This is a genomic window from Streptomyces sp. NPDC059743, from assembly GCF_042732975.1.
In the GTDB taxonomy this organism is placed as follows: Bacteria; Actinomycetota; Actinomycetes; order Streptomycetales; family Streptomycetaceae; genus Streptomyces.
In genome coordinates this window covers 491,347-517,538 of record NZ_JBHWGS010000004.1, presented here as the reverse complement: position 1 = coordinate 517,538, position 26,192 = coordinate 491,347, and the positions used below count along the sequence as shown (strand labels likewise).

The following is a 26,192-nucleotide window of genomic DNA, read 5'->3' as shown; positions in this document are numbered from 1 at the left end:
TGCCAAGGGCATGGCTGGTTGGCTACGTTCGGGAGGGATAACCGCTGAAAGCATCTAAGCGGGAAGCCTGCTTCGAGATGAGGGCTCCCACCCCCTGGAGGGGTTAAGGCTCCCAGTAGACGACTGGGTTGATAGGCCGGATATGGAAGCCAGGTGACTGGTGGAGTTGACCGGTACTAATAGGCCGAGGGCTTGTCCTCAGTTGCTCGCGTCCACTGTGTGGTTCCCGGGTTGCGAACAGTCGCACCGGTTGAACCAGTATGTACTCAATTGAAGAGTGTGCTTGTTCGCTAAGTGCCGATATTCCGCTCTGCGGGATGGCCCGATAGGGTTTCGGTGGTCATAGCGTGAGGGAAACGCCCGGTTACATTCCGAACCCGGAAGCTAAGCCTCACAGCGCCGATGGTACTGCAGGGGGGACCCTGTGGGAGAGTAGGACACCGCCGAACAATCTTTCAAGGACCCATGGTCCAGCGTTCATGCTGGATCATGGGTCCTTTTTGTTTTTCCCAGCTTTCCCTTCCATTCCCCATTTCACCCGAAGCGCATCGGAAGGCCGACTGCGCGAGAATGACTGCGGTACCCGAAGACAGGAGCCCAACCGATGTCCCCCAACTCCTCCGACGACCGTCCCGAGCGCGATCAGCGCCGTCGGGACAGCGGTGACCGGGGCGGCTTCCGCGGAGGCCGTGACGATCGCGATCGCGGTCCGCGACGTGATGATCGGGACCGTGGCGGTTTCCGTCGTGACGACAGCAGTCGCCGTGACGACCGCCCCAGCGCTCCGCGTCGGGACGACCGACGTGATGACAACCGAGGTGGCGGATATCGCGGCGGGCGCGACGACCGGCCCGCCGGACCGCGTCGCGAGGATGACCGCAGTGGTCGTCCCGGCTCCAGTTCCGGTTCCAGCGGCGGTGGTTACGGTCGTCGTGACGACCGTGGCGGTCGGCCGACCGGTGGCGGCGGTGGTGGTTATCAGCGGCGCGATGACCGTCCCAGCAGCGGTCCTCGCCGTGATGACCGCGCCGGTGCTCCGCGTCGGGACGACCGACGTGATGACCGACGCGATGACAGGCCTGACTTCCGTCGCGATGACCGGCGTGACGATCGTCGGGACGACCGGCCCGGTTTCCGTCGGGACGACCGTCCCAGTGGCCCGCGACGCGATGACCGTCCCAGTGGTCCCCGGCGTGACGACCGGCCGAGCGGTCCTCGTCGTGATGACCGTGACCGTGGTGCTCGGCCCAGTTTCGGTTCCGGTGGCGGCAGTGGCGGCGGTTACGGCCGTCGCGATGACCGTCCCAGCAGTGGTGGTCCTCGCCGTGACGACCACCGCCCGAGCGGCCCGCGTCGTGACGATCGTCGTGACGACAGCCGCCGCGATGACCGGCCCACGTTCCGTCGTGATGACAGCCGAGGCGGTGGCGGTGGCGGTAGCTACGGCCGTCGTGACGACCGGCCGAGCGGGCCTCGTCGGGATGACCGGCCCAGCGGTCCCAGGCGTGACGACCGTCGTGACGACAGGCCCGGTTTCCGTCGGGACGACCGTCCCAGCGGCCCGCGCCGTGACGACAGCCGTGGTGGAGCCGGGCGTCCCAGCGGGACCGGTGGCGGCGGTGGCTACGCTCGTCGTGACGACCGCGGTGGCCGGCCCACGAGCGGTGGTGGCACCGGCGGTGGTTACGGCCGGCGCGACGACCGGGACCGCGGTGACCGCGACCGTGGCGGATACCGCGGGCGCGACGACAACCGCCGCAGCGGCTACGAGCGCCGTGACGACCGTGACCGCGACCGTGACCGGGAGCCGATCAAGCGGCTGCCGATCCCGGACGACGTCACCGGCGAGGAGATCGACAAGAGCGTCCGTCAGGAGCTGATGAGCCTGCCCAAGACGCTTGCCGACGACGTCGCCAGAAACCTCGTCATGGTCGCCCAGCTCATCGACGAGGACCCGGAGCAGGCCTACGCGTACTCCCGTATCGCACTGCGGCTCGCCTCCCGGGTCGCCGCCGTACGTGAGGCGGCGGGCTTCGCCGCGTACGCCACGCAGAAGTACGCCGAGGCTCTGGCCGAGTTCAGGGCCGCGCGGCGGATGACCGGGAGTGTCGATCTGTGGCCCGTCATGGCGGACTGCGAGCGCGGACTCGGCCGTCCTGAACGGGCGATGGCGATGGCCGGCGAGCCCGAGGTGCAGAAGCTCGACAAGGCGGGCCAGGTCGAGATGCGGCTGGTCGCGGCCGGCGCGCGCAGGGACATGGGACAGATCGATGCCGCCATCGTGACGCTCCAGAGTCCTGAGCTGGCGTCCAACTCCGTTCAGCCGTGGACCGCTCGGCTGCGCTACGCGTACGCCGACGCCCTGCTGTCGGCCGGGCGCGAGGACGAAGCCCGTGAGTGGTTCGCCAAGACGATCGAGGCGGACAAGGACGGCGCGACGGACGCCTCGGACCGGCTCGCGGAGCTGGACGGCGTCGAGTTCGTGGACGCCATGGTCGAGGAGGACGAGAACGACGAAAGCGACGAGGTCGCCGAGGCCGACGGTGAAGACGAGGACCTCAACCTCGTTCTCGACGTCGAAGACGACGAGAACGACGAGGACGTCGCCGAAGACAGTGACGACGACCGGGTCGATGAGGACGACGAGCGCGACGAACCCGACGCCAAGCACTGAGCGTTGAGCTGAGCTGATACGTGTGGGCGGCACCCTGGCCTTGGGTGCCGCCCACACGTGTTTACGCCGTCAGCAGCCCGGAGCGAGACTCCGCAGCACCAGCCCCGTCGCCGGCTTGGGGCCGAAGGACGTGGACTTGCGCGGCATCATCACGCCCTGGCGCGCCAGTTCCCGTACGACCTCCTCGCGCACCGGATGCAGCAGGACCGCCGTACTGCCGTCCCGTTCCGCCTTGTCGACGGCCGCCGCCGTGTCGTGGATGTACGCGATGTGCTCGGGCGCGTCCGGGATCCGCCAGATGTGGTCCAGCAGCGTGGCGTGCAGGACCGTCGCGTCCAGTGCCCGCCAGGCCGCGGGCCGGTCGACGGGCACCGTACGCGCCAGCAGCTCCTGGTCCGGACGGTCGACCAGATGGAAGCGGCCGTTCCCGGCGAGCAGGAACGCGTTGCCCATGGTTGTGGCGTCGGCCAGGGCGTCGAGCGCGTCCGGGAGCGGGTCGTCGACCGTACGGACGCGGAAGAAGCCGGAGAGCGCCTCGACCGCGTGGTCGACGGGCAGTTGGTGCAGCACCCGGTGGATGGAGCGGACCTGGAGGGGATAGCGGGCCGTGTCGATCAGCAGGACCAGCCCGTATCCCCAGGGCCCGGCTTCCGCGTGCTCGTCGCGCAGCCTCAGATAGGTCGCCCAGCGGTGGTGGCCGTCGGCGATCAGGGCCTGGTGATGGCCCAGGTCGTCGGCGATCTCCGCGAGGTCGCCGGGATCCGTGACCGACCACAGCCGGTGGCTGAAGCCGTCCTCCGTGGTGGTGTCGAGGAGCGGCGAGCGGCGGACGGTGCGCTCGATGACGCCCGCCGTGCCCGCCACGCTCAGTACGTCCGGTGCGTCGGCCAGTACGTCCGGTGCGCCGGCGGTGACCTCGCCGCCGCTGCGGTAGGTCAGCAGCAGTGGTTCCAGATTCGCCGCGGTCGCCCGCATCAGGGCCGCGCGGTCCGCCACGACATCCGGCATGACGTCCTCATGCGGCAGCACGATGCCGTCGGACGGCGACGAGAGCGCCAGCGCCCCGATGACGCCTCTCTGCAACAGCTCGCCCTTGCGCTGCTCGTACACGTACAGCGCGGGCTCCGGATCCGGCGCGAGGACGCCCTCGGCGAGCCAGCGCGCCAGCGTCCGCGCCGCCTGGCGGTGGCGCTCGCCGGGCGTGGCGGCCTGCGGCAGGATCAGCCGGACGATGTTGTGCGGATCGGCCGACTCCAGGTGGTGCAGTCCGTCCGGCCGCACGACCACGTCGTACGGCGGAGAGGTCACGGCGGAGAGACTGCCGACCCGTTCGGGGACATAGCGGAGCCCATGGAACGGAATCAGCCGCAGCCCCTTGTCCGCAGGACCTGTTGTGTTCATCAGGGCATCGTATGTGGGGTGTGGGGAATGAGCGATGATCGGGAGAGAAGCGCCACGGAGCAGGTATGTCACGTGGATGTGGTGTGCAGATGTCACGAGTGAGGGACGGACGGCGGATGAGCGAGCAGAGCAGGACCAGGCCGAGCGGGAGTGCGACCGCGCTGCACAAGGCGTACGACACTGCTCTGCTCGATCTCGACGGTGTGGTGTACGCGGGCGGGGAAGCCATCGCGCACGCTGTCGAGTCGCTCCGTACGGCCCGTGACGCCGGGATGCATCTCGCGTATGTCACCAACAACGCGCTCCGCACGCCCGCCGCCGTCGCGGCGCATCTCACCGAACTCGGTGCGCCGGCCGAGCCGGCCGATGTGATCACCTCGGCGCAGGCGGTCTCCCGGCTGATCGCGGAGCAGTTCCCGGCGGGATCCAAGGTGCTGGTGATCGGCGGCGAGGGACTACGGGTCGCGCTGCGCGAGCGCGGACTTGTGCCGGTCGAGTCGGCCGATGACGATCCGGCCGCCGTGGTGCAGGGATACGGCGGTCCGGAGCTGGCCTGGGGACGGTTCGCCGAGGCCTGCTATGCGATCAACCGCGGTGTGCCGTGGTTCGCGTCCAATACGGATCTGACGATTCCGAGTGCGCGCGGGATCATGCCGGGCAACGGCGCGGCGGTGGAGGTCGTACGGATCGCCACGGGCGCCGTGCCGCAGGTCGCGGGCAAGCCGCTGCCGCCGATGCACCGCGAGACCATACTGCGGACCGGCGCGAAGCGGGCGCTGGTGGTCGGGGACCGGCTGGACACGGATATCGAGGGAGCGTTCAACGGAGGCGTGGACTCGTTGCTCGTACTGACCGGAGTGACGGACGCGGCGCGGCTCCTGGCCGCCGAGCCGAGGCACCGGCCGACGTATGTGGACGAGGATCTGCGCGGACTGCTGACCGGACAGCCCGAAGTGGCCGGGACGGAAGACGGGTTCGGCTGCGGTGGATGGACCGCTTCGGTCGCCGGGAACGGGCACGCGCTGGCGCTGGACGGGGACGGTACGGCGTTGGACGGGCTGCGTGCGCTGTGCGCGGCGGCCTGGACGGAGGCGGGCGACGGCTCCTCCACGCTGGACGTGGGCAAGGTGCTGGCGAGGCTGGGTCTGTAGGACGCGAGGCTGCGGCGGCGGTCGCGGAGAGCGGCGGAGGGCGGCGGGGACGGGGACGGCCCGGCGGGCCGTCCCCGGCAGGCAGGGAGAGGGCGCGGCGCGAGGGTAGGCTAACCTAACTTCATGTTGGTCGACGGTCCTCCAGAACAGTCGGACACCAGGAGTACGTCCATGCAGCGCCTCACCGCGGAATCGGTGACTCTCGGCTACGACCAGCGGATCGTCGCCCGCGATCTGTCGGTGGAGATCCCCGACCACTCGTTCACGGTGATCGTCGGCCCGAACGCCTGCGGCAAGTCGACATTGCTGCGTGCGCTCTCCCGGATGCTCAAGCCCTCCCAAGGACGTGTCCTGCTCGACGGCACGGCCATCCACACGATGCCCGCCAAGAAGGTCGCCAGGAGTCTCGGTCTGCTGCCTCAGTCGTCCGTCGCGCCCGACGGGATCACGGTCGCGGATCTGGTGGCGCGTGGCCGCTATCCGCACCAAGGGCTGCTGCGCCAGTGGTCGCCGGAGGACGAGCGGACAGTCGAGGAATCGATGGTGTCGACCGGTGTCGATGAACTGGCTGATCGTTATGTCGATGAATTGTCCGGTGGCCAGCGTCAGCGTGTCTGGATCGCGATGGCCCTCGCCCAGCAGACACCGCTGCTGCTGCTCGACGAGCCCACCACCTTCCTCGACATCCAGCACCAGATCGATGTGCTCGACCTCTGTGCCGAACTGCACGAGACCCAGGGCCGTACGCTCGTCGCCGTTTTGCACGACCTCAACCACGCGGCCCGTTACGCCACACATCTCATCGCGATGCGCGACGGCGCGATCGTGGCGGAGGGCGCGCCCTCGGAGGTCGTCACGGCCGAGCGCGTGGAAGAGGTCTTCGGTCTGCGCTGCCAGGTGATCGAGGACCCGGAGACCGGTACGCCGCTGGTGGTGCCGGCGGGACGGCGGGCCCGGCGGGCCGTGCCCGTACCGCAGGCGAAGTGAGAGGACGGTCCGTACAACCCCACCGCCGCTCACGAGGCGGCCCAGAGGCTCAGAGCAGTGTGCGCAGGCGCAGCAGGTCGCGGAAGCCCGCGTCCAGTCTGACCCGTCCCGAGCCCCACGCGCGGGCGAAGTTCAGCTCGCCGTCGACCAGCGCCACCAGATCGTCGCCCGCCATGGCCAGCCCGATCTCCGCCTTCTGCGGCGGCGGTCCCTGTACGGTGTCGGCGACCTCGATCCGGCCGTCCACGAGACGGCCGGTGAAGGTGAGGTCCAGATCCGTGATGTGGCAGCTCAGTGAACGGTCGAGCCCGGCCGCGGTGCGGACCTCCCCGTTCGCGCGTGCCAGATTGTCCGAGAGCTTTTCGAGTGCGCTGCGGCACTCCTCCGTCGTCGCCATCGTGATCGACGGTACCGCAGGGCTTCGCGGTAGCGTCTGGGCATGAGCGACTCCATGGCGGGCCCGGCCGCCGGACCGGCCGAGAACGGGCCGGGGACGGCGGGACCTCCCGCGGACGACCCGGCGGCGCCACGCCCGCTCGGCGTGGCCACCGTCCCGACCGGCGACACCGAGGTGGACGCGTGGCTGGCCCGTCTCGGCGACGCCGACCACCTGCCGACGGACGGACATGTCGAGGTGTACGAGGATGTACACCGTGGGCTGCGTGACGCGCTGACAGCGCTCGACGCACGTCCGGCGCCCCAGGGCCCGCAAGGACCTCGGCCGCAAGGCCCACAGGGACCGCAAGGCCCACAGGGACCGCAAGGCCGGCAGGGCGCTCCGGGCCCGGGCCCGGGCCCCCGGTGATCCCTCTCGCGTACGACCACAGGAGCTGAACCGAACGTGGCAGGACTGGCACGCCGCCGTCTCGATGCCGAACTGGTACGCCGTAACCTCGCGCGCTCACGTGAACACGCGAGCCAGCTCATCGCCGCGGGCCGGGTGACCGTCGGCGGCACCACCGCGACCAAGCCCGCCACCCAGGTGGAGACGAGCGCCGCCGTCGTCGTCACCGCGGACGACGGCGATCCCGACTATGTCTCGCGCGGCGGACACAAACTCGCGGGCGCGCTGGCGGCCTTCACTCCGCTCGGTCTGGAGGTCCACGGCAGGCGGGCGCTCGACGCGGGCGCCTCCACGGGCGGCTTCACGGATGTCCTGCTGCGGGCCGGCGCCGGCCAGGTGGTCGCGGTGGACGTCGGCTACGGACAACTCGCCTGGTCGCTGCGGAGCGATGAACGCGTCACCGTCAAGGACCGTACGAACGTACGCGAGTTGACGCTTGACGCGATCGAAGGGAAGCCTGTGGATCTGGTGGTCGGGGATCTTTCGTTCATTCCGCTGGGGCTGGTGCTGCCCGCGCTGGTGCGCTGCGCCGCGCCCGGCGCCGATCTCGTACTGATGGTGAAACCGCAGTTCGAGGTGGGCAAGGAGCGGCTGGGCAGCGGCGGAGTCGTACGCAGTCCCGAGCTGCGGGCCGAGGCCGTACGGGCGGTGGCGCGGCGGGCCGGTGAACTGGGTCTCGGAGTAAAGGGAGTCACCGCGAGTCCGTTGCCGGGGCCGTCCGGAAATGTCGAGTACTTTCTGTGGCTCCACGCCGGAGCGCCCGAGCTGGACCCGGCGGATGTCGACCGTGCAGTGGCGGAGGGACCCCGTTGACCACGCAGCCCACGCAGCCCGCGCAGAGCACCGAGCCCGCGCAGACCATCCAGACCACCCCGAACACCTCGACCACCTTGATCACCGAGAGCGCGCCGGTCACGCTGGGCGCTCAGCACATCCCGGCCGCCGAACCGGCCCTGAGCACCACGGCCACCGAGACCGCCGGGAGCCTGCGGTCCGCCAACGCGGACCGCACCGTGTTCCTGCTGGCCCACACCGGCAGGCCCGCCGCGATCCGCAGCGCCGAACTCGTCGTGAACGGACTGGTACGCAACGGTCTCGGCGTACGCGTACTGGCCACCGAGGCCAACGATCTGCCGCTGCCGCCGTCCGTCGAGACCGTCCCGGAGGCCACGCCCGACGTCCTGGACGGCTGTGAGCTGCTCATCGTGCTCGGCGGCGACGGGACGCTGCTGCGCGGTGCCGCCTTCGCACGGGCCTCCGGCGTTCCCATGCTCGGCGTCAATCTGGGCAGGGTCGGCTTTCTCGCCGAGGCGGAACGGGACGATCTGGACAAGGTCGTCAACCGCGTGGTCACCCGTGCGTATGAGGTCGAGGAGCGGATGACGATCGATGTCGTCGTGCACAGCAACGGCGATGTGGTCCACCGGGACTGGGCGCTCAACGAGGCGGCCGTGCAGAAGGTCTCGCCCGAGCGGATGCTCGAAGTCGTCCTGGAGATCGACGGACGGCCCGTGACCGCCTTCGGCTGCGACGGCATCGTGTGCGCCACGCCCACCGGTTCGACCGCGTACGCCTTCTCGGCCGGCGGTCCTGTCGTCTGGCCGGAGGTCGAGGCGCTGCTGATGGTGCCGATCAGCGCCCATGCCCTGTTCGCGAAGCCGCTGGTCACCTCGCCGACCACGGTGCTCGCGGTGGAGGTGCAGGCGCACACGCCCAACGGTGTGCTCTGGTGCGACGGGCGCAGAACGGTCGAGCTGCCGCCGGGAGCCCGGGTGGAGGTACGGCGCGGCGCCGTTCCCGTACGGCTGGCGCGGCTGCACCACGCGTCGTTCGCGGACCGGCTGGTGGCCAAGTTCGCGCTGCCGGTGTCGGGCTGGCGCGGGGCACCTCACTGAGCCGCGGGGCACCGCACTGAGCGCGGACGGACCTCGGCCGGGCGAACCGTGGGTGGGGTCCGTCGCGCGGCGGCGCCAGGACCTCGTATGGTCATGACCGTGTTGGAGGAGATGCGGATACGGTCGCTCGGGGTCATCGACGACGCGGTCGTCGAGCTGTCGCCAGGCTTTACCGCGGTGACCGGTGAGACCGGCGCGGGCAAGACCATGGTCGTCACCAGCCTGGCACTGCTGCTCGGCGGGCGCGCGGATCCGGCGCTGGTACGGATCGGCGCCAGGTCGGCGGTGGTGGAGGGCAGGCTCACGATGGCCGCGGGCACGCCCGCGGCCGTACGGGCCGAGGAGGCCGGGGCCGAGCTGGACGAAGGGACGCTGCTCGTCAGCAGAACCGTCTCCGCCGAGGGACGCTCACGGGCGCATCTGGGCGGGCGCTCGGTGCCCGTGGGCGTGCTGGCCGAGCTGGCGGACGATCTGGTCGCGGTGCACGGCCAGACCGACCAGCAGGGACTGCTGCGGCCCGCGCGGCAGCGGCAGGCGCTCGACCGGTACGCGGGCGAGGGCGTCGCCGGGCCCCAGGCCGCCTACACGGCGGCGTACCGCAGGCTGCGGGCCGTCGCCACGGAGCTGGAGGAGCTGACCACCCGGGCCCGTGAGCGGGCGCAGGAGGCCGATCTGCTGCGCTTCGGGCTGAACGAGGTCGCGGCCGTCGAGCCGAGGGCGGGAGAGGACACCGAGCTCGCCGCCGAGGCGGAGCGGCTCGGCCACGCGGAGGCGCTCGCGTCCGCCGCGGCCGTGGCGCACGCGGCGCTCGCGGGCAATCCCGAGGATCCGGAGGGCGTCGAGGCGACCACGCTCGTCGCGGGCGCGGGCCGGGCGCTGGAGGCCGTACGGTCCCATGATCCGGTGCTCGCCGCGCTCGCCGAACGGATGGGCGAGCTCTCCATCCTGCTGGCGGACGTCGCGGGCGAACTGGCCGGCTACGCGGAGGATCTGGACGCCGATCCGCTGCGGCTGGCCGCGGTGGAGGAGCGGCGGGCCGCGCTCACCGCGCTCACGCGCAAGTACGGCGAGGACATCTCCGCCGTACTGGCCTGGGCCGAGGAGAGCGCCGCGCGGCTGACCGAGCTGGAGAGCGACGACGACCGGATCGCCGGGCTGACGGCCGAGCGTGACGCTCTGCGCGCCGAACTGTCCGTACTCGCCCAGGCGTTGACCGACGCCCGCACGGAGGCCGCGGCGCGCTTCGCGGAGGCCGTCACGGCGGAGCTGGCCTCACTGGCCATGCCGCACGCGCGCGTCTCCTTCGACATCCGGCAGACCGGGACCGCGGACGAGATGTCCGGGATCGTGGTGGGCGGGCGTTCCGTGGTGTACGGCCCGCACGGCGCCGACGAGGTGGAACTGCTGCTGGCGCCTCATCCGGGCGCCCAGCCGCGGCCGATCGCCAAGGGCGCGTCCGGCGGTGAGCTGTCCCGGGTGATGCTCGCGGTGGAGGTGGTCTTCGCGGGCTCCGATCCCGTACCGACCTATCTCTTCGACGAGGTGGACGCGGGCGTCGGCGGCAAGGCGGCGGTCGAGGTCGGCCGCCGGCTGGCGAAGCTCGCCAGATCCGCGCAGGTGGTGGTGGTGACGCACCTTCCGCAGGTCGCGGCCTTCGCCGACCGTCAACTTCTGGTCGAGAAGACGAACGACGGCTCGGTGACACGGTCCGGAGTGACGGTCCTGGAGGGCGAGGACCGGGTACGGGAGCTGTCGCGGATGCTGGCGGGCCAGGAGGACTCGGAGACGGCGCGGGCGCATGCGGAGGAGCTGTTGGCCACGGCCCGAGCGGGTTCGTCTGCGGACTAAGCGGGTTCGTCTTCGGGCCAGGGGCCGTGGTCCGGAGGCTAGGGGCCGCGGTTCGGCAGTGCGGTGTGGCTCCCGGCGCGCGCCGTGGGTTCACCCGTGTGGGTGGTTGCGATTGTGTGCTTGCGGTGCCGGACACAAGAACGACCTCCCCGCGGTGCCTGAACGCGCGTCCGGACTGGCATCCTTGACGGTGTCCCCGATCCCGATCCAGGAGCCTTGACCACGTGACTCAACTGCGTACGGTCCAGGTGTTGGGCGGTGGCAGTGCGGGCAGCAGCGCGCACGTTCGATCGTTGGCGGCGGGGCTGGTCGCCCGGGGCGTGCGCGTCACGGTGTGCGCCCCGGCGGATGTCGAGCGTATCTATGACTTCAGCGGCTCGGGGGCGCACCACGTCGCCGTACCACGGCGCGGGGACCCGGCGTCCGTCGCGACCTTGCGCGCCGCGTGCGCCGGAGCGGACGTGGTGCACGCGCATGGAGTGCACGCCGCCGTACGGACGGCGATCGCGCTCGGCGGTCAGCGGATACCGCTGGTGGTCACCTGGCACAGCCGTGCGCAGACCGAAGGGCCGCGCGGCCATCTCATGCGGCTGCTGGAGCGAAGGGCCGTCAGGGCGGCGGCCATTGTGCTCGGTACGTCGTCGGAGCTGGTCGACCGGGCCCGTAGCAGAGGCGCGCGCGACGCCCGCCTCGCGCCGGTCGCGCTGCCCGCGTCGGACCGGCCGGTCGGCGGCCCGGAGAGCAAGGCCCGTGCCGAACTCGGCGCGGTCGAGCGACCGTTGCTGATGGCCGTGGGCAGTCTCAGGCCGGAACAGGGATACGACACGCTGCTCGACGCGGCCGAGGTGTGGCGGTGCCTCGATCCCGCGCCGCTGCTCGCCATCGCGGGCGAGGGCCGGGAGCGCGGGCGGCTCCAGCGGCGTATCGACGCGGCTGAACTGCCGGTGCAACTGATCGGCCGCCGTGACGATGTCGCCGAACTCCTCGCCTCCGCCGATATCGCCCTGCTGCCCAGCCGCTGGGAGGCCCGCTCGGTCCTCGCGCAGGAGGCGCTGCGGCTGGGCGTACCGCTGATCGCCACGGCGGTCGGCGGGATTCCCGAACTGGTCGGCGACGCGGCGGAACTCGTACCGTACGGAGACGCGAGAGCCCTCGGCGACGCGGTGGTACGGCTCCTCGGCGACCCGGACCGCCGGCAGTGGCTCGCCACGGCGGGCCGGGCCCAGGCGGAGACCTGGCCGACGGAGGACGAGACCATCGCCCAAGTCCTCTGTGTCTACGACGAACTGGCCCAGCCTGCACGCCGTCTCCGCTGAGGCCTCCGCCGTCGTCGCCGGTACCTGCCGTTACTTCGTGTGGCGTCTCGCCCGTAGCGCCAGGCTCAGGGCCAGGACCGTCTGCGGATCGTCCAGGTCCGTGCCCAGCAGTTCGGCGATACGGGCCAGGCGGTTGTAGAGCGTCTGGCGGTTCAGATGCAGTTCGCGGGCCGTCTCCGCCTTGCGGCCCGCGTGGGCCAGATAGACCTCCAGCGTGGGCAGCAGCGCCGGGCGGGACGTGCGGTCATGGGTACGCAGCGGGCCGATCGCGCGGTCCACGAAGGCCGCCAGGTCCTGGTGTTCCCGCAGGCGCCACAGCAGCAGGTCGATGTCCAGGCGGCGCGCGTCGTACCAAGGGCGCTCGGGCAGGCCCTGCGCCGCCGTCGCGGTCTCCGCCGCGTGCCGCAGCGCCGCGCCCGCCGCCGCCCAGCCACCCGCGACTCCGACGACCACCACCGGCGGCTGTGCGCCCGCGCGTTCCAGACCGGCCCGCGCGACGCCCGTACGCAGCGCCGTCGCGACCCGGTCGGCCACCGGCGTACGTTCCGACTCGGAGCGCAGTCCCAGCAGCAGCGGAACCCGGCCCTCCACCGGCCGTACGCCCAGCAGCACCGGAACGCCCACCGACGACAGCTCCTCCAGCACCGCCCGCGCCAGCAGCGCCCAGTTGCCCGACGGCAGCGGCTCGGGGCCCAGCCGCATCACCACCGGCAGCAGCGGTCCCTCGCCCGGCCTGAAGCCCAGTACACGTGCCTGCGCGGGCGCGTCCTCGGCGAGGATCCGGCCCTCGGCCAGATCGGTCAGAAAATCACCACGGCCACGCGCCGCCAGCTCCTCCTCCTGGCGTGCCTGCATCAGCACGACGGCCAGGATGCCCGCCGCGCGCTCGGCGGCCATCCGGTGCACCGGCAGCGGCGCTGCCGATACGGCGGGCAGCACCAGCCGGGCCCGTACCGCGCCCGTACCGTGGCCGCCGCCCGGCACATCCACCAGCACCGCTCCGACGGGTGGCCCGGCGGCCCGCGCCGACCGCTGGCCGCGCAGCCCTTCCCAGATCTGCAACGGATCGGCCGCCGCAGGTCCCGCGCCGGGCGCCGCCGCGTACAGCAGTTGCCCGTCCGCTGTCTCCAGGAAGACCGGATTGCCCGCGAAGTCCGCGAGGATACGGAGCACCCGTGGCACTCCGCCGCCCTCCAGCAGCGCCTCCGTACACCGACGGTGGACCTCCTCGGCCTGCCTCAGCAGCGCGTAATGGCCGTTGACGATCTCCGTGTGGACCTCTTCGGTCACCGAGACGAACGGCACCTCACGATGGAGCTGTACGACCGGCAGCCCGGCCGCCCGCGCCGTCTCCACCAGCGCCGTCGGCAGCCGGTCGAAGCGCGGCCCCAGCTCCACCACCAGCGCCGCGATCCCGCGGTCGGCGAGCTTGCGTACGAAGGCGCGCTGGTCGGCGGAGCGGTCGCCCAGACCGAGCCCGGTGGTGAGCAGCAGCTCGCCGCCCTTGAGCAGCGAGGCGATGTTCGGCACCTCGCCCGCGTGCACCCAGCGCACCGTACGGTCCAGCCGGTCCGCGCAGGCGACGACCTCGGGAAGACCACCGCGCAGTCCCGGCAGCTCAAGCGCCCGCCGTACGGTGATTCCGCCCTGACTGTCCATGAAGCCGGAGGCTACCCGCGGTTACGGCCGACAGGAAACGCGAGCACCGACAGGAAACGCGAGCGGCGACGCGACACGCAAGCAGCGGGAATGCGGGAGGCCGGGACGGAGATGCGCTCTCCGTCCCGGCCTCCGGACCGCCCTCAGCCTCCGTACGCTCCCGAGGCCGTCAGCCGCAGCGCCGTGTCGATCAGCGGCACATGGCTGAACGCCTGCGGGAAGTTCCCGACCTGACGCTGGAGCCGCGGGTCCCACTCCTCCGCCAGCAGCCCGAGATCGTTCCTGAGCGCCAGCAGCCTCTCGAAGAGCTTCCGCGCCTCGTCCACCCGCCCGATCATCGCGAGATCGTCGGCCAGCCAGAACGAGCAGGCCAGGAAGGCACCTTCGTCGCCCGCCAGCCCGTCGACGCCCGCCTCGGCGCCGGAGGTCGGATAGCGCATCACGAAGCCGTCCTCCGTGGACAGCTCGCGCTGGATCGCCTCGATCGTGCCGATCACCCGCTTGTCGTCCGGCGGCAGGAAGCCCATCTGCGGGATGAGCAGCAGCGACGCGTCCAGCTCCTTGGAGCCGTACGACTGCGTGAAGGTGTTCCGCTCCTTGTCGTACCCCTTCTCACAGACATCGCGGTGGATGTCGTCCCGCATCTCGCGCCAGCGCTCCAGCGGCCCGTCCGCCTCGCCGGACTCGATCAGCTTGATCGTGCGGTCGACCGCGACCCAGGCCATCACCTTGGAGTGGACGAAGTGCCTGCGCGGCCCGCGCACCTCCCAGATGCCCTCGTCCGGCTGGTCCCAGTGCTTCTCCAGATAGCGGATCAGCTTGAGCTGGAGCACCGACGCGTAGTCGTTACGGGCCAGGCCCGTCATATGCGCGAGATGCAGCGCCTCGGTGACCTCGCCGTACACATCGAGCTGGAGCTGGTGCGCGGCGCCGTTGCCGACCCGGACCGGGCCCGAGCGCTCATAGCCGGGCAGCCAGTCCAGCTCGGCCTCGCCGAGCTCCCGTTCGCCCGCGATGCCGTACATGATCTGGAGGTTCTCCGGATCGCCTGCGACGGCGCGCAGCAGCCACTCGCGCCAGGCGCGGGCCTCCTCGCGGTAGCCGGTGCGCAGCAGCGAGGAGAGCGTGATCGCGGCGTCGCGCAGCCAGGTGTAGCGGTAGTCCCAGTTCCGTACGCCGCCGATCTCCTCCGGCAGCGAGGTGGTCGGCGCGGCGACGATCCCGCCCGTCGGCGCGTATGTCAGGGCCTTGAGTGTGATCAGGGAACGGACCACCGCCTCGCGGTAGGGCCCGTGGTACGTGCAGTGCTCGACCCACTCGCGCCAGAAGTCGGAGGTCGCCTCCAGCGAGCCCTCGGGATCGGGCAGCGCGGGCGGCTGCCGGTGCGAGGGCTGCCAGCTGATCGTGAAGGCGATCCGGTCGCCCGGCGCCACGGTGAAGTCGGAGTAGGTGGTGAGGTCCTTGCCGTAGGTCTCCGCCGTGGTGTCCAGCCAGACCGAGTCGGGCCCGGCGACGGCGACCGTGCGGTTGTCGACCTTGTGCACCCACGGCACCACGCGCCCGTAACTGAACCGCATCCGCAGCGCGGAGCGCATGGGCACCCGGCCGCTGATGCCCTCCACGATCCGGATGACCTGCGGAGCGCCGTCGCGCGGCGGCATGAAGTCCGTCACGCGCACCGTGCCGCGCGGGGTGTCCCACTCGGATTCCAGGATCAGCGAGTCCCCGCGGTAGCGGCGCCTGGCCGCCCGCGGCGGCGTGGAGCCGGCGGGATGCGCCGGCCCCAGCCGCCAGAAGCCGTGTTCATCGGTGCCGAGCAGTGCCGCGAACACGGCATGCGAATCGAAGCGGGGCAGGCACAGCCAGTCGACTGTGCCGTCCCGGCAGACCAGGGCAGCGGTCTGCATATCTCCGATGAGTGCGTAATCCTCGATGCGCCCGGCCACGTGCATCTCCAGTCGAACGGCCATGTCCGCCCCGCGGGGCGCGTACTTCGGTCAAGAGTCGTTGACGAGCTCATCTTCCGGGAAATCGGGCGGGGTGTGCCGATGCCGGCCGGACTCGGCAGCGAACGTCCGAGCAGGATACGACGCACCTGGGAGTTCTGCGCCACGGTCCCGGCAACATAGGTCCGACGAACATCGTGGCCAAGGGTGACTCACGGGACAAAGGGTGCCACGTGCGAAGGGCGTGGGACGCGTGGCCGGAACCGGCCTCGTCGCGTCGCTGATACCCTGGTAGCCCGTGGACCGGTGGACTCCCAGCAAGGCGAAGAGGCCCCGAACCCGCAGCGACGGAAGTCCCTCACCGCTTCGGCAGGGACACCGGTACGCACCTCAGACCGCGACCACGGGAGCCTCTCTTGGCCATGCCGACCCGATCCTCGACATCCTCGACGACCAAGCACATCTTCGTCACCGGGGGCGTCGCATCCTCCCTCGGCAAGGGCCTGACCGCCTCCAGTCTGGGTGCGCTGCTCAAGGCGCGCGGTCTGCGGGTCACCATGCAGAAGCTCGACCCGTATCTCAACGTCGATCCCGGCACCATGAATCCGTTCCAGCACGGTGAGGTGTTCGTCACCAACGACGGCGCCGAGACCGATCTGGACATCGGCCACTACGAGCGCTTCCTCGACGTGGATCTCGACGGCTCCGCCAATGTCACCACCGGCCAGATCTACTCCCAGGTCATCGCCAAGGAGCGGCGCGGCGAGTATCTGGGCGACACGGTTCAGGTCATTCCGCACATCACCAACGAGATCAAGCACCGTATCCGGCGGATGGCGACCGACGATGTCGATGTCGTCATCACGGAGGTCGGCGGCACGGTCGGCGACATCGAGTCGCTGCCCTTCCTGGAGACCGTCCGCCAGGTACGGCACGAGGTCGGCCGCGACAACGTCTTCGTCGTCCATATCTCGCTGCTGCCGTACATCGGCCCGTCCGGAGAGCTCAAGACCAAGCCGACACAGCACTCGGTGGCGGCTCTGCGCAACATCGGAATCCAGCCGGATGCGATCGTGCTCCGCGCCGACCGTGATGTCCCGCTTCCGATCAAGCGCAAGATCTCGCTGATGTGCGATGTGGACGAGGCGGCGGTGGTGGCCTGCGTGGACGCCAAGTCGATCTACGACATCCCCAAGGTGCTCCACACCGAGGGCCTGGACGCCTATGTCGTAAGGAAACTGGATCTGCCGTTCCGCGATGTGGACTGGACGGTCTGGGACGATCTGCTGGACCGCGTCCACAATCCGGACCACGAGGTGACCGTCGCGCTGGTCGGCAAATACATCGATCTGCCCGACGCCTACCTGTCGGTGACCGAGGCGCTGCGCGCCGGCGGCTTCGCCAACAAGGCGCGCGTCAAAGTGAAGTGGGTCACATCCGACGACTGTAAAACTCCGGCCGGCGCGGCACGGCAGCTCGCCGATGTCGACGGAATCCTGATCCCGGGCGGCTTCGGCGAGCGCGGAGTCACCGGCAAGGTCGGTGCGATCCAGTACGCGCGGGAGAACGGAGTCCCGCTGCTGGGACTCTGTCTGGGGCTCCAGTGCATCGTGATCGAGGCCGCGCGCAATGTGGCAGGCATCCCCGACGCCAACTCCACCGAGTTCGACTCCGGCACCGCGCACCCGGTGATCTCCACCATGGAGGAGCAGCTCGCGTACGTCGAGGGCGCCGGAGATCTGGGCGGCACGATGCGGCTCGGCCTCTATCCGGCGAAGCTCGCCGAGGGCTCGATCGTGCGTGAGGTCTATGACGACCAGCCGTATGTGGAGGAGCGCCACCGCCACCGCTACGAGGTCAACAACGCCTACCGCGCGGAGCTGGAGAAGAAGGCCGGTCTGGTCTTCTCGGGCACCTCGCCCGACAACAAGCTGGTCGAGTACGTCGAGTACGCGCGCACCACACATCCCTATCTGGTCGCCACCCAGGCCCACCCGGAGCTGCGGTCCCGGCCGACCAGGCCGCACCCTCTCTTCACCGGTCTGGTGAAGGCCGCGGTGGAGCGCCGTCGGGGCGGGCGTCCCGGCTCACCGGAGCGCGTGGCCGCCGGCGCGTAGGCGATACGGTGGAGCCGGGGTCACGGGGGTCTTTCAGGATTCCTGCCCCGGTTTTCCGCGTGCGCGTCCTCCGCGTGCGCGCGCTGTGTGGAAGGACGCTTTCATGACCATCAAGGACGCCCCCGAGGAGTGGCGGATCACCGCCACCAGGACGCCCTTCCGCGGCAACAAGACCAGTGTCCGTACGGATGATGTGGTCATGCCCGACGGCACGGTCGTCTCACGTGACTACCAGGTCCATCCGGGCTCCGTGGCGATCCTCGCGCTGGACGATCTGGGCCGGGTGCTCGTACTGCGCCAGTACCGCCATCCCGTACGCCAGAAGCTGTGGGAGATCCCGGCCGGGCTGCTCGACGTACCGGGCGAGAATCCGCTGCACGCGGCGCAGCGCGAGCTGTACGAGGAGGCGCATGTCAAGGCCGAGGACTGGCGGGTGCTGACGGACGTCTACACCACGCCGGGCGGCTGCGACGAGGCGGTACGGATCTTCCTCGCGCGCGATCTGTCGGAGGCGCAGGGCGAGCGCTTCGAGGTCTCCGACGAGGAGGCGGACATGGAGCTGGCGCGGGTGGAGCTCGGAGAGCTGACCCGGGGTGTGCTCGCGGGCGAACTGCACAACAACTGTCTGGTCGTGGGCGTTCTCGCGCTCGGCGCGGTGCTGGCCGGTGACGGCGTCGAGGCGCTGCGGCCGGCGGACGCGCCGTGGCCCGCCCGTCCGTTTGAATCCTGAACCCGTGAATCCTGGGCTTGGCAGCGAGTCCTGAGTGCGGTGCGCGCGTCCTGAAGCGCGGTCGCTCGATCTGACGATACGACTGATCCGATCGGGGGATCGGTCGGCCGCGCTCCACCGCTTCCGTCGCAGAGAGTGAACTACGCTCGAACCGCCCGTGCGGAGATCCGCCGGGCTCGGCTCGTGCGCAGGCGGACGGGAGCGTGGCCCGTGACGGATCAGGCGGTGGATGTGGGCGGCCCCGGCCGTACGGGCGCCACGGGGAAGGGCGGCGGCTCCACCGACGCGCAGCCGGACGCCGCGGCGGTGAATGAACCCGATCGTCCCTCGGGCAAGCGGCGTGGCCGCCGGTCCAAGCCGGCCGTCGCGAAGGCGACCGAGGACGGTTCCGAGACGAAAGGTACGGCCCGGGTGAAGCTCCCGGAGAGTCCCGAGGACGCGACCAGCGACACTCCCGCCGCCGTCACGGAGGGTGGCCCTCCGTCGGCCGCACGGCGCCGTCGTCCCTTCCTGAGACGCCGTCCCGCCGCCGTTGCCGTGTCCACGTCCGGCGACGGGTCCGCAGAGACCGACGCTGCCGCGAGCGAGGCCGCAGGCCCGGACTCCACTTCCACGGATTCCGCGTCCGTCGGCACGGCGACCGAGAAGGCGGACCGCCCAGCCGAATCACCGGCTCCATCCGCATCCGCATCCGCATCGGTATCCGCATCCACATCCGCCACGGCCGAGGCGGGCCCTGACAAGGACATGGCCGGTCTCTACGACGAGCTCGGTCCCGTGGACGATCCCGACGATCCGGACGCAGCCGAGGACACGCCGGTCACCGCCGGGATCCGTCCGGTGGGCGCCGCTGCCGGTACGGACGTCGGCACCGGACCCGGCCGCAGTACGGCAGGACCTCACGGCAGCGCCCAGCCCTCGGCGGGAGCGGCACGGAGCGGCGCCGGCCCGCGGCCCGCGGAGTTCTTCGGCCGGGTACGGGAACTGAAGGCCCTGCACGGAGACATCGAGCGCGCCGGACTCAACACCATCTCCGGACGCAAGGAGCCGCGCGCCCGGGTACTGCTGATCGCCGGACGGCCCGGAGCGGGCCGTACCGCGCTCGCCGAAGAACTGGCCGGGCAGTTGCGCGACAACTATCCCGACGGCGTCGTCAGGACCAGGCTGACCGAGCCCGGCGGAGAGCGCGTACCCACCGAGCGCACGGCCCGCGAGATCCTCGGCGCGTTCGACATCACCACGCCGCCCGGCGCCGGTGAGGACGAGCTCTCCGAAATGGTGCGGGAGGCCCTGGCCGTACGGCGGGTGCTGCTGTTCCTCGACGACGCGGCCGACGCCGAGCAGGTCGATCCGCTCGTGCCCGACAATCCGGACTGCCTGGTCGTCGCCGTGGCGCAGGGCCCGCTCACCGGAATCCCCGATGTCCGCCCGTGCACGCTCGGCGGCATGGACGCGAAGGCCGCCATCGAACTGCTCGCGCGGTTCACCGGCGCCGTCCGGATCACCGTCGATCCGCAGGCCGCCGAGTCCCTCGCCGAGGAGTGCGGCGGCCAGCCCGCCGCGCTCGTCCTGATCGGCGGCTGGCTCGCCGCCCGGCCCACCGCCTCCGTCGCCGACGCGACCAAGCGGCTGCGTGCCCTCCCGCACGACTCCGAACGCCCGGTCGGCGACCGCCCGCTCGCCCGCGCCTTCCGGCTCGTGTACGAGACGCTGCCGCCGTCCGCCGCCCGTGTCCTGCGGCTGTTCGCCCTCGCTCCGGCCGGGCTCGTGGACGCGCACACCGCCTCCGCGCTGGCCGGCTGCTCGGTCTCGGCCGCCAGGACCGCCCTCGCCGACTTCACCGCGCTCGGGCTGCTGCGCAGAGGCGGCGGTCCGGCAGCGGAAGAGCGGGCGGCGGACGACCAGTATCTGGTGCCCGGCTGTCTCCTCCCGCTGCTGCGCGACCTCCTGGAGAAGCACGACCGCGAGTCCGAGGTACAGCTCGCGCGGGCCCGGATGCTGGAGCGGACCGTACGGCTGCTCCAGTCCTGCCGGGCCATCACCGAGCCCGACGGCTCTCCGGCCCGTAAACGGCTGGCCACGCTGCCACGCTCGCTCCGCTATCCGACCACCGCCGCCGCGGCCGAGTGGCTGGACTCTCGGCAGCCCGCCCTGCTGGCCTCCGCCCGGCTCGCCGTCGCCGACGGAGAGCTGGACACCCTGGCCCGCCGGCTGATCGCCGCACTGGTCCGCGCGCTGGCCGCGCACCGCGGCACCGAGGCCGCCGCGCCCGAGCTGTACGGGCTCCATCAGCTCGTCCTCGACATCGCGGAGCGGCGCGAGCTGCACCGCGAGCAGGCCGCCGCGCTGCTGAACATCGGCGATCTGGACGCCCAGACCGGCCGTACGCAGGACGCGCTCGCCCGCTACCGCGCCGCGCTGGACGCCGGGCGGGCCGCGAACGATCTCTACGCGACCGGCCGCGCGATGGAATCCGTAGGCGGCGCGTACCAGGATCTCCAGGACTGGCAGCGGGCCGCCGACTGGTACGGAAGGGCGCTGGCCCAGCGGCTCAGCCGCGGCGAACGCGCCGACGAGGCCAGGCTGTACGGCCGCCTCGGCACCGTCCACACCTATGCGGGCCACTACGGCGAGGCGCTGCGGAGCTGGCGGGCCGCCGTGGCCGTCCACCGAAGGCTGCGTGATCTCCCGGCCCAGGCAAGGGCGTTGAGCGAGGCGGCCCGGGTCCAGGAGTACGCGGGCCGGCCGCAGGAATCGCTGGAGACCTGTCAGGAGGCCGTGGAATGGGCCCGGCTGGCCGGAGACGTACGGCTCCAGGCCGCGCTCCAGCTCCGGGTGGCGGACACGCTGGACCGGCTCGGCGATCCGACCGCGGCCAGGCTGCATCGCGCCACGGCCGATCGGCTGCTGGAAACCGAAGGAAACGCCTACGAAATCCGCAGCGCTACGGCCGGGGAATAATGCTTTGCAAGGCTAGACAGTGGGAAATCCTTCATTAGACTGGATCCGCCGCACCTCAACGCGGTGTATCCCGGTGCGCTCTCCCGCGCCCGGGTCCCTCTGGCATTGCCCTCGCAATCCCCTGAGCCAAGGACCGTGATCTGCCGTGTTGGTCGGTATCCCCCGAGAGGTCAAGAACAACGAGTTCCGGGTGGCGATCACGCCCGCCGGTGTGCATGAGCTGGTGAGCCAGGGCCATGAGGTCGTCATCGAGCGGAACGCCGGCGTCGGCTCCTCGATCACGGACGAGGAGTTCGGCGCGGCCGGCGCGCGGATCCTGGCCGGCGCGGACGAGGTCTGGGCCGCCGCCGACCTCCTGCTGAAGGTCAAGGAGCCGGTCGCGGAGGAGTACCACCGGCTCCGCAAGGGCCAGACGCTCTTCACCTATCTCCATCTCGCCGCCTCCCGCGCCTGCACCGACGCCCTGCTGGACTCGGGCACCACGGCCATCGCGTACGAGACGGTCGAGACCGCGGGCCGGGCGCTGCCGCTGCTCGCGCCGATGTCCGAGGTCGCGGGCCGGCTGGCACCGCAGGTCGGCGCGTACCACCTGATGCGCTCGGCCGGCGGCCGTGGCGTTCTGCCGGGCGGAGTGCCGGGCACGGCGGCGGGCCGGGCCGTTGTCATCGGCGGCGGCGTCTCCGGCTGGAACGCCACCCAGATCGCCGTCGGCATGGGCTTCCATGTGACTCTGCTCGACCGTGACATCAACAAGCTGCGCGAGGCCGACCGGATCTTCGGCACCCGGGTCCAGACCATCGTCTCCAACGCCTTCGAACTGGAGCGTGCGGTCGTCGAGGCGGACCTCGTCATAGGAGCCGTGCTCATCCCCGGAGCGAAGGCGCCGAAGCTCGTCACCAATGAGCTCGTCGCCAAGATGAAGCCCGGAAGTGTACTTGTCGACATTGCGATTGATCAGGGCGGCTGCTTCGAGGATTCACGTCCGACGACACACGCCGAACCGACCTTCCCGGTCCATGGATCGGTCTTCTACTGCGTCGCCAATATGCCGGGCGCCGTGCCCAACACCTCCACATACGCGCTGACCAACGCCACGCTGCCGTACATCGTGGAGCTCGCGAACCGCGGCTGGACCGAGGCGCTGCGCCGCGATCCCGCCCTCGCCAAGGGCCTCAACACCCATGAGGGCCAGGTGGTTTACCGTGAGGTGGCCGAGGCCCATGGACTGGATCACGCCGAATTGAGCGCGCTTCTGGGCTGATGCGTCAATCTGTGACGTCAACATCACGCCAGCGGCCGGACCTTGATCGACGGGGTCCGGCCGGACGTGTGCCCGGACGGCTCCGAACTCCCGGTCAACTCGCCTCGAACGTAACCTTTTCACCGATTCGCCGAGCCGTGAAACGTGTGCGCCATGCCTTGATGAGAGGCTTGTGCGCCCTTGACAGAGGGATGTTCCGTTGCCGACACATCGGGCCGGGTCCGGCGGATTGTGTTGCTGCGGACCGGTGACACGCCATAGAGTCGCCAACCGTCGGCATGGTGCCACGCTGACCTATCGATAAGTTTCCTGGTCCCGTCCAAGGAGGTAAGACGACTTGTGAATGAGTCGACATTTACTCCCGGGGGTGGTCAACCAGGAATGCCGGTGAGGGGCCAGAGCCCGTCGTCCGGGTTCGAGGCTGTCGGCTCCGTAGCTGTCCGCACCTTCGCCACCCACCAGCACATGACGACAGCCCACCAGATGATGGACGGCCAACACGTGAACGCCATGGCCGGCAACGAGGGTGGCCGAGAGTCCACTCCATTCGCCGACTACGACGAAGTGCCCGAGGGGCACTTCTACGACCCCGACGCCGAGTACGAGCCGGATCCCGAGTACGCGGCCACTCTCGCCCCCGACGCCGCACGCCAGCGCCGTGAGCGGATCGGCCCGACCGGGCGTCCTCTGCCGTACTTCCCGATTCCGGGCCCGCTGACCGACCACGGGCCCGCGAAGATCATCGCGATGTGCAACCAGAAGGGCGGCGTCGGCAAGACGACGTCGACCATCAACCTCGGCGCCGCGCTGGCGGAGTACGGCCGGCGTGTGCTGCTTGTCGACTTCGACCCGCAGGGAGCCCTGTCGGTCGGTCTCGGCGTCAATCCGATGGAGCTGGACCTCACCGTCTACAACCTGCTCATGGAGCGGGGCATGGCGGCCGACGAGGTCCTCCTGAAGACCGCCGTGCCCAACATGGATCTGCTGCCCAGCAATATCGACCTCTCGGCCGCGGAGGTGCAGCTCGTCAGCGAGGTCGCGCGCGAGTCGACGCTCCAGCGGGCGCTGAAGCCGCTGATGCAGGACTACGACTACATCGTGATCGACTGTCAGCCCTCGCTCGGTCTGCTGACCGTGAACGCGCTGACGGCCGCGCACAAGGTGATCGTGCCGCTGGAGTGCGAGTTCTTCGCGCTGCGCGGAGTGGCCCTGCTGACCGAGACGATCGAGAAGGTCCAGGAGCGGCTCAACCCGGAACTGGAGCTGGACGGCATCCTCGCCACGATGTACGACTCCCGTACGGTGCACAGCCGCGAGGTCCTCGCGCGAGTGGTCGAGGCCTTCGACGACCACGTGTACCACACGGTGATCGGGCGGACCGTGCGCTTCCCGGAGACCACGGTCGCCGGTGAGCCCATCACCACGTACGCCTCGAACTCCGTGGGCGCCGCCGCGTATCGCCAGCTCGCCAGGGAGGTGCTCGCCCGGTGTCACGCCGAGTGAGTCTGCCCGGGGCCGACGAGCTGTTCCGTACGACCGGGGGGACGGCGCTCCAGTCCTCCTCGCCCGCGGAGCGGCGCCGGAACGCCAACGGCGAGCCGCGGGTGCCCGCACCGGCCGGCGAGAGCGACCCGGCGGGCGAGCCGGGCGCGCAGGGCCAGACCGCGTCGGCCGCGTCGGCGCCGGCTCCCGCGGACGAGCACTCCACCGCCGGCACGGACTCCGCGGAAGCCCCACGGAGCCGTACGGCGGGCGCGGAGCAGGCCGCCAACGCCGTGGCGGCCAACGCGGTGAAGGGACGCCGGACGCAGGAGGCCGGCGGACCTGGGCCCGCGCCGTCCGGCGGCCAGCAGCGCCGCCGAGGGCGAGGCGCCAACCGCCGTCCCAGCGGGCGCGAGCGGCACGACGAGAAGATCACGGTCTATGTCTCGGCCGAGGAACTGATGGACCTGGAGCACGCGCGGCTGGTGCTGCGCGGTGAGCACGGCCTCGCCGTGGACCGCGGACGGATCGTCCGCGAGGCGGTCGCGGTGGTCCTCGCCGACCTCGAATCACGCGGCGACGCGAGCATCCTCGTACGGCGCCTGCGCGGGCGCTGAGGGTAGCCTGCGCGGGCAGTACCTCCGCTTCCCGCCTCCAGGACCCCGATGCCGCCGCCCTCTGCTTCCGCCCGCCGCCCGCTGGGCCGCGGCCCAGGCGTGCCGCCACCCGCACCGGCGGCCCCTGAGGAGAGCGCCGGACCAGTCGCGGCGCCTGAGGAGACCTCCGGGCCCGTCGCGCCCGTAACGTCCACGGAGCCCGCGCCTGAGCCTGAGGCCGCAGTGCCCGCGCCCGCGACGGCGGCTGTCGCTCCTGCGGCGCAGGAGGCGCCCGAAGCGCCCGGAGCGGTCGTCGCGCAGGCTGCCGAGCCCGACGGCGAGCCCACCGAGCCCGCCACCGCGCCCGACGGTGAGTCCGAGGCCGACGACGGGCGGTTCACCGTGCGGCTGGCGAACTTCGAAGGGCCGTTCGATCTGCTGTTGCAGCTGATCTCGAAGCACAAGATGGATGTGACCGAGGTCGCGCTGTCCAAGGTGACCGACGAGTTCATGGCGCACATCCGGGCCATGGGCCCCGACTGGGACCTGGACCAGACCACCGAGTTCCTCGTGGTCGCCGCCACACTGCTGGATCTGAAGGCCGCCCGGCTGCTGCCCGCCGCCGAAGTGGAGGACGAGGCGGATCTCGCGCTGCTGGAGGCACGGGACCTGCTCTTCGCGCGGCTGCTCCAGTACCGCGCGTACAAACAGGTCGCCGAGATCTTCAGCGGGCGCCTGGACGCCGAGGCCCGGCGCTATCCCCGTACCGTCGGACTGGAGCCCCAGCACGCCGCACTGCTCCCCGAGGTCGTGATCAGGATCGGGCCGGAGGGCTTCGCCGCGCTCGCCGTGAAGGCGATGCAGCCGAAGCCCAAGCCGCAGGTGTACGTCGACCACATCCACGCGCCGCTGGTCTCCGTACGGGAGCAGGTGGGGATCGTGGTCGCGCTGCTGCGGGAGCGCGGGGAGGCCAGCTTCGAGGCGCTCACGGCGGACGCCGCCGACACCCTCACCGTCGTGGCGCGCTTCCTGGCCCTGCTGGAGCTGTACCGGGAGCGGGCGGTCTCCCTGGACCAGGAGGAGGCTCTCGGCCGGCTCATGGTCCGCTGGACGGGCGGGGACGGCGACACGGAGCCGGCCGTGACCGACGAATTCGACCGGGCCGCCGAGGACCGGGCCGCCGAGGATCGTGCCGTGGAGGACCGGGCCGCCAAGGGCCGCGCCGTAGAGGACAGCGATACCGCCGAGGACAGCGAGGAGAAGGTGTGAGCGAGCAGCAGCAGTCACGTACCGTCGCGGAACTGGATCTCAAGCCCGCCCTGGA

Annotated in this window: 20 protein-coding genes and 2 rRNA genes; 18 read left to right on the top strand and 4 right to left on the bottom strand. The window is 71.0% G+C overall.

From position 1 onward, the window contains the following. The 4 genes from ACFV6H_RS10530 to ACFV6H_RS10515 form a co-directional block, all read left to right on the top strand. Positions 1 to 200: ribosomal RNA gene (locus ACFV6H_RS10530) — 23S ribosomal RNA — on the top strand; the annotation flags it as partial. Between the two features lie 132 nt (positions 201 to 332). Then, positions 333 to 449 (top strand): 5S ribosomal RNA (gene rrf, locus ACFV6H_RS10525). 240 nt (positions 450 to 689) lie between these two features. Further along, a complete protein-coding gene (locus ACFV6H_RS10520) occupies positions 690 to 1,880 on the top strand; it encodes a hypothetical protein (RefSeq protein WP_385540381.1) in 1,191 nt (396 codons plus the stop codon). Continuing rightward, complete coding sequence (locus ACFV6H_RS10515; protein ID WP_384793642.1) at positions 1,880 to 2,674, top strand: hypothetical protein; 795 nt, start codon at positions 1,880 to 1,882, stop codon at positions 2,672 to 2,674. Before ACFV6H_RS10520 ends, ACFV6H_RS10515 begins: the two co-directional genes overlap by 1 nt. Before the next feature lie 69 nt (positions 2,675 to 2,743). Here the strand turns inward: ACFV6H_RS10515 and ACFV6H_RS10510 are convergent, their stop codons facing one another. After that, positions 2,744 to 4,075 (bottom strand): DUF1015 family protein, encoded by a 1,332-nt coding sequence (locus ACFV6H_RS10510; RefSeq protein ID WP_385540379.1) that lies wholly within the window; start codon positions 4,073 to 4,075, stop codon positions 2,744 to 2,746. A gap of 116 nt (positions 4,076 to 4,191) precedes the next feature. Between ACFV6H_RS10510 and ACFV6H_RS10505 the strand changes: the two genes are divergently transcribed. Beyond that, positions 4,192 to 5,226 carry an HAD-IIA family hydrolase gene (locus ACFV6H_RS10505; RefSeq protein ID WP_385540377.1) on the top strand — a complete coding sequence of 345 codons (1,035 nt, stop codon included), beginning with the start codon at positions 4,192 to 4,194 and terminating at the stop codon, positions 5,224 to 5,226. A gap of 171 nt (positions 5,227 to 5,397) precedes the next feature. Next, positions 5,398 to 6,213, top strand: coding sequence for an ABC transporter ATP-binding protein (locus tag ACFV6H_RS10500; protein WP_385540375.1), 816 nt, complete (start codon positions 5,398 to 5,400; stop codon positions 6,211 to 6,213). Positions 6,214 to 6,262: 49 nt separating this feature from the next. On the opposite strand, the gene ACFV6H_RS10495 is transcribed toward ACFV6H_RS10500, so the two are convergent. Then, a complete protein-coding gene (locus tag ACFV6H_RS10495; protein WP_384793630.1) occupies positions 6,263 to 6,610 on the bottom strand; it encodes a sterol-binding protein in 348 nt (115 codons plus the stop codon). 42 nt (positions 6,611 to 6,652) lie between these two features. Here ACFV6H_RS10495 and ACFV6H_RS10490 point away from each other — a divergent pair, with 42 nt between their 5' ends. From ACFV6H_RS10490 to ACFV6H_RS10470, 5 genes are all read left to right on the top strand, one after another. Then, positions 6,653 to 7,018 (top strand): hypothetical protein, encoded by a 366-nt coding sequence (locus tag ACFV6H_RS10490; protein WP_385540373.1) that lies wholly within the window; start codon positions 6,653 to 6,655, stop codon positions 7,016 to 7,018. A 36-nt stretch (positions 7,019 to 7,054) separates the two neighbouring features. Further along, the gene (locus ACFV6H_RS10485; protein ID WP_385540371.1) at positions 7,055 to 7,870 is read left to right on the top strand and encodes a TlyA family RNA methyltransferase; all 816 of its coding nucleotides are present in this window, start codon (positions 7,055 to 7,057) and stop codon (positions 7,868 to 7,870) included. 173 nt (positions 7,871 to 8,043) lie between these two features. Beyond that, positions 8,044 to 8,952: an NAD kinase gene (locus ACFV6H_RS10480; RefSeq protein ID WP_384793658.1), complete on the top strand. Its 909-nt coding sequence runs from the start codon at positions 8,044 to 8,046 to the stop codon at positions 8,950 to 8,952. Between the two features lie 93 nt (positions 8,953 to 9,045). Continuing rightward, complete coding sequence (gene recN / locus ACFV6H_RS10475) at positions 9,046 to 10,800, top strand: DNA repair protein RecN (RefSeq protein WP_385540369.1); 1,755 nt, start codon at positions 9,046 to 9,048, stop codon at positions 10,798 to 10,800. 224 nt (positions 10,801 to 11,024) lie between these two features. Continuing rightward, entirely contained in the window at positions 11,025 to 12,116 is a 1,092-nt protein-coding gene (locus ACFV6H_RS10470) for a glycosyltransferase family 4 protein (protein ID WP_385540367.1), read from the top strand. 30 nt (positions 12,117 to 12,146) lie between these two features. Here ACFV6H_RS10470 and ACFV6H_RS10465 read toward each other — a convergent pair whose 3' ends face one another. Together ACFV6H_RS10465 and ACFV6H_RS10460 are read right to left on the bottom strand one after the other, a co-directional pair. Continuing rightward, positions 12,147 to 13,775 carry a PucR family transcriptional regulator gene (locus tag ACFV6H_RS10465; protein WP_385540365.1) on the bottom strand — a complete coding sequence of 543 codons (1,629 nt, stop codon included), beginning with the start codon at positions 13,773 to 13,775 and terminating at the stop codon, positions 12,147 to 12,149. 143 nt (positions 13,776 to 13,918) lie between these two features. Beyond that, a complete protein-coding gene (locus ACFV6H_RS10460) occupies positions 13,919 to 15,745 on the bottom strand; it encodes a glycoside hydrolase family 15 protein (RefSeq protein WP_384976837.1) in 1,827 nt (608 codons plus the stop codon). A gap of 398 nt (positions 15,746 to 16,143) precedes the next feature. Here ACFV6H_RS10460 and ACFV6H_RS10455 point away from each other — a divergent pair, with 398 nt between their 5' ends. The 7 genes from ACFV6H_RS10455 to ACFV6H_RS10425 all read left to right on the top strand — a co-directional run bounded on the left by ACFV6H_RS10455 (position 16,144) and on the right by ACFV6H_RS10425 (position 26,137). After that, positions 16,144 to 17,838: a CTP synthase gene (locus tag ACFV6H_RS10455; protein ID WP_093599798.1), complete on the top strand. Its 1,695-nt coding sequence runs from the start codon at positions 16,144 to 16,146 to the stop codon at positions 17,836 to 17,838. 103 nt (positions 17,839 to 17,941) lie between these two features. Further along, on the top strand, positions 17,942 to 18,568 hold the full coding sequence (locus ACFV6H_RS10450) for an NUDIX domain-containing protein (protein WP_385540362.1): 627 nt from the start codon (positions 17,942 to 17,944) through the stop codon (positions 18,566 to 18,568). 840 nt (positions 18,569 to 19,408) lie between these two features. Then, the gene (locus ACFV6H_RS10445; RefSeq protein WP_385540435.1) at positions 19,409 to 21,529 is read left to right on the top strand and encodes a tetratricopeptide repeat protein; all 2,121 of its coding nucleotides are present in this window, start codon (positions 19,409 to 19,411) and stop codon (positions 21,527 to 21,529) included. A 145-nt stretch (positions 21,530 to 21,674) separates the two neighbouring features. Further along, the gene (gene ald, locus ACFV6H_RS10440) at positions 21,675 to 22,790 is read left to right on the top strand and encodes an alanine dehydrogenase (RefSeq protein WP_385540361.1); all 1,116 of its coding nucleotides are present in this window, start codon (positions 21,675 to 21,677) and stop codon (positions 22,788 to 22,790) included. A 381-nt stretch (positions 22,791 to 23,171) separates the two neighbouring features. After that, a complete protein-coding gene (locus ACFV6H_RS10435; protein ID WP_363083530.1) occupies positions 23,172 to 24,293 on the top strand; it encodes a ParA family protein in 1,122 nt (373 codons plus the stop codon). After that, positions 24,290 to 24,889 (top strand): hypothetical protein, encoded by a 600-nt coding sequence (locus ACFV6H_RS10430; protein WP_385540433.1) that lies wholly within the window; start codon positions 24,290 to 24,292, stop codon positions 24,887 to 24,889. The genes ACFV6H_RS10435 and ACFV6H_RS10430 overlap by 4 nt, the downstream gene beginning before the upstream one ends. A 48-nt stretch (positions 24,890 to 24,937) precedes the next feature. Continuing rightward, complete coding sequence (locus ACFV6H_RS10425) at positions 24,938 to 26,137, top strand: segregation and condensation protein A (RefSeq protein ID WP_385540358.1); 1,200 nt, start codon at positions 24,938 to 24,940, stop codon at positions 26,135 to 26,137. Positions 26,138 to 26,192 lie beyond the last annotated feature (55 nt).

Excerpts from the sequence above, each read along its gene's own strand:
- ACFV6H_RS10515 (WP_384793642.1), top strand. The coding sequence starts at position 1,880 with ATGAGCCTGCCCAAGACGCTTGCCGACGACGTCGCCAGAAACCTCGTC.
- ACFV6H_RS10510 (WP_385540379.1), bottom strand. The coding sequence starts at position 4,075 with ATGAACACAACAGGTCCTGCGGACAAGGGGCTGCGGCTGATTCCGTTC.
- ACFV6H_RS10505 (WP_385540377.1), top strand. The coding sequence starts at position 4,192 with ATGAGCGAGCAGAGCAGGACCAGGCCGAGCGGGAGTGCGACCGCGCTG.
- ACFV6H_RS10500 (WP_385540375.1), top strand. The coding sequence starts at position 5,398 with ATGCAGCGCCTCACCGCGGAATCGGTGACTCTCGGCTACGACCAGCGG.
- ACFV6H_RS10495 (WP_384793630.1), bottom strand. The coding sequence starts at position 6,610 with ATGGCGACGACGGAGGAGTGCCGCAGCGCACTCGAAAAGCTCTCGGAC.
- ACFV6H_RS10490 (WP_385540373.1), top strand. The coding sequence starts at position 6,653 with ATGAGCGACTCCATGGCGGGCCCGGCCGCCGGACCGGCCGAGAACGGG.
- recN (WP_385540369.1), top strand. The coding sequence starts at position 9,046 with ATGACCGTGTTGGAGGAGATGCGGATACGGTCGCTCGGGGTCATCGAC.
- ACFV6H_RS10465 (WP_385540365.1), bottom strand. The coding sequence starts at position 13,775 with ATGGACAGTCAGGGCGGAATCACCGTACGGCGGGCGCTTGAGCTGCCG.
- ACFV6H_RS10460 (WP_384976837.1), bottom strand. The coding sequence starts at position 15,745 with ATGGCCGTTCGACTGGAGATGCACGTGGCCGGGCGCATCGAGGATTAC.
- ACFV6H_RS10455 (WP_093599798.1), top strand. The coding sequence starts at position 16,144 with ATGCCGACCCGATCCTCGACATCCTCGACGACCAAGCACATCTTCGTC.
- ACFV6H_RS10450 (WP_385540362.1), top strand. The coding sequence starts at position 17,942 with ATGACCATCAAGGACGCCCCCGAGGAGTGGCGGATCACCGCCACCAGG.
- ACFV6H_RS10435 (WP_363083530.1), top strand. The coding sequence starts at position 23,172 with ATGCCGGTGAGGGGCCAGAGCCCGTCGTCCGGGTTCGAGGCTGTCGGC.
- ACFV6H_RS10425 (WP_385540358.1), top strand. The coding sequence starts at position 24,938 with ATGCCGCCGCCCTCTGCTTCCGCCCGCCGCCCGCTGGGCCGCGGCCCA.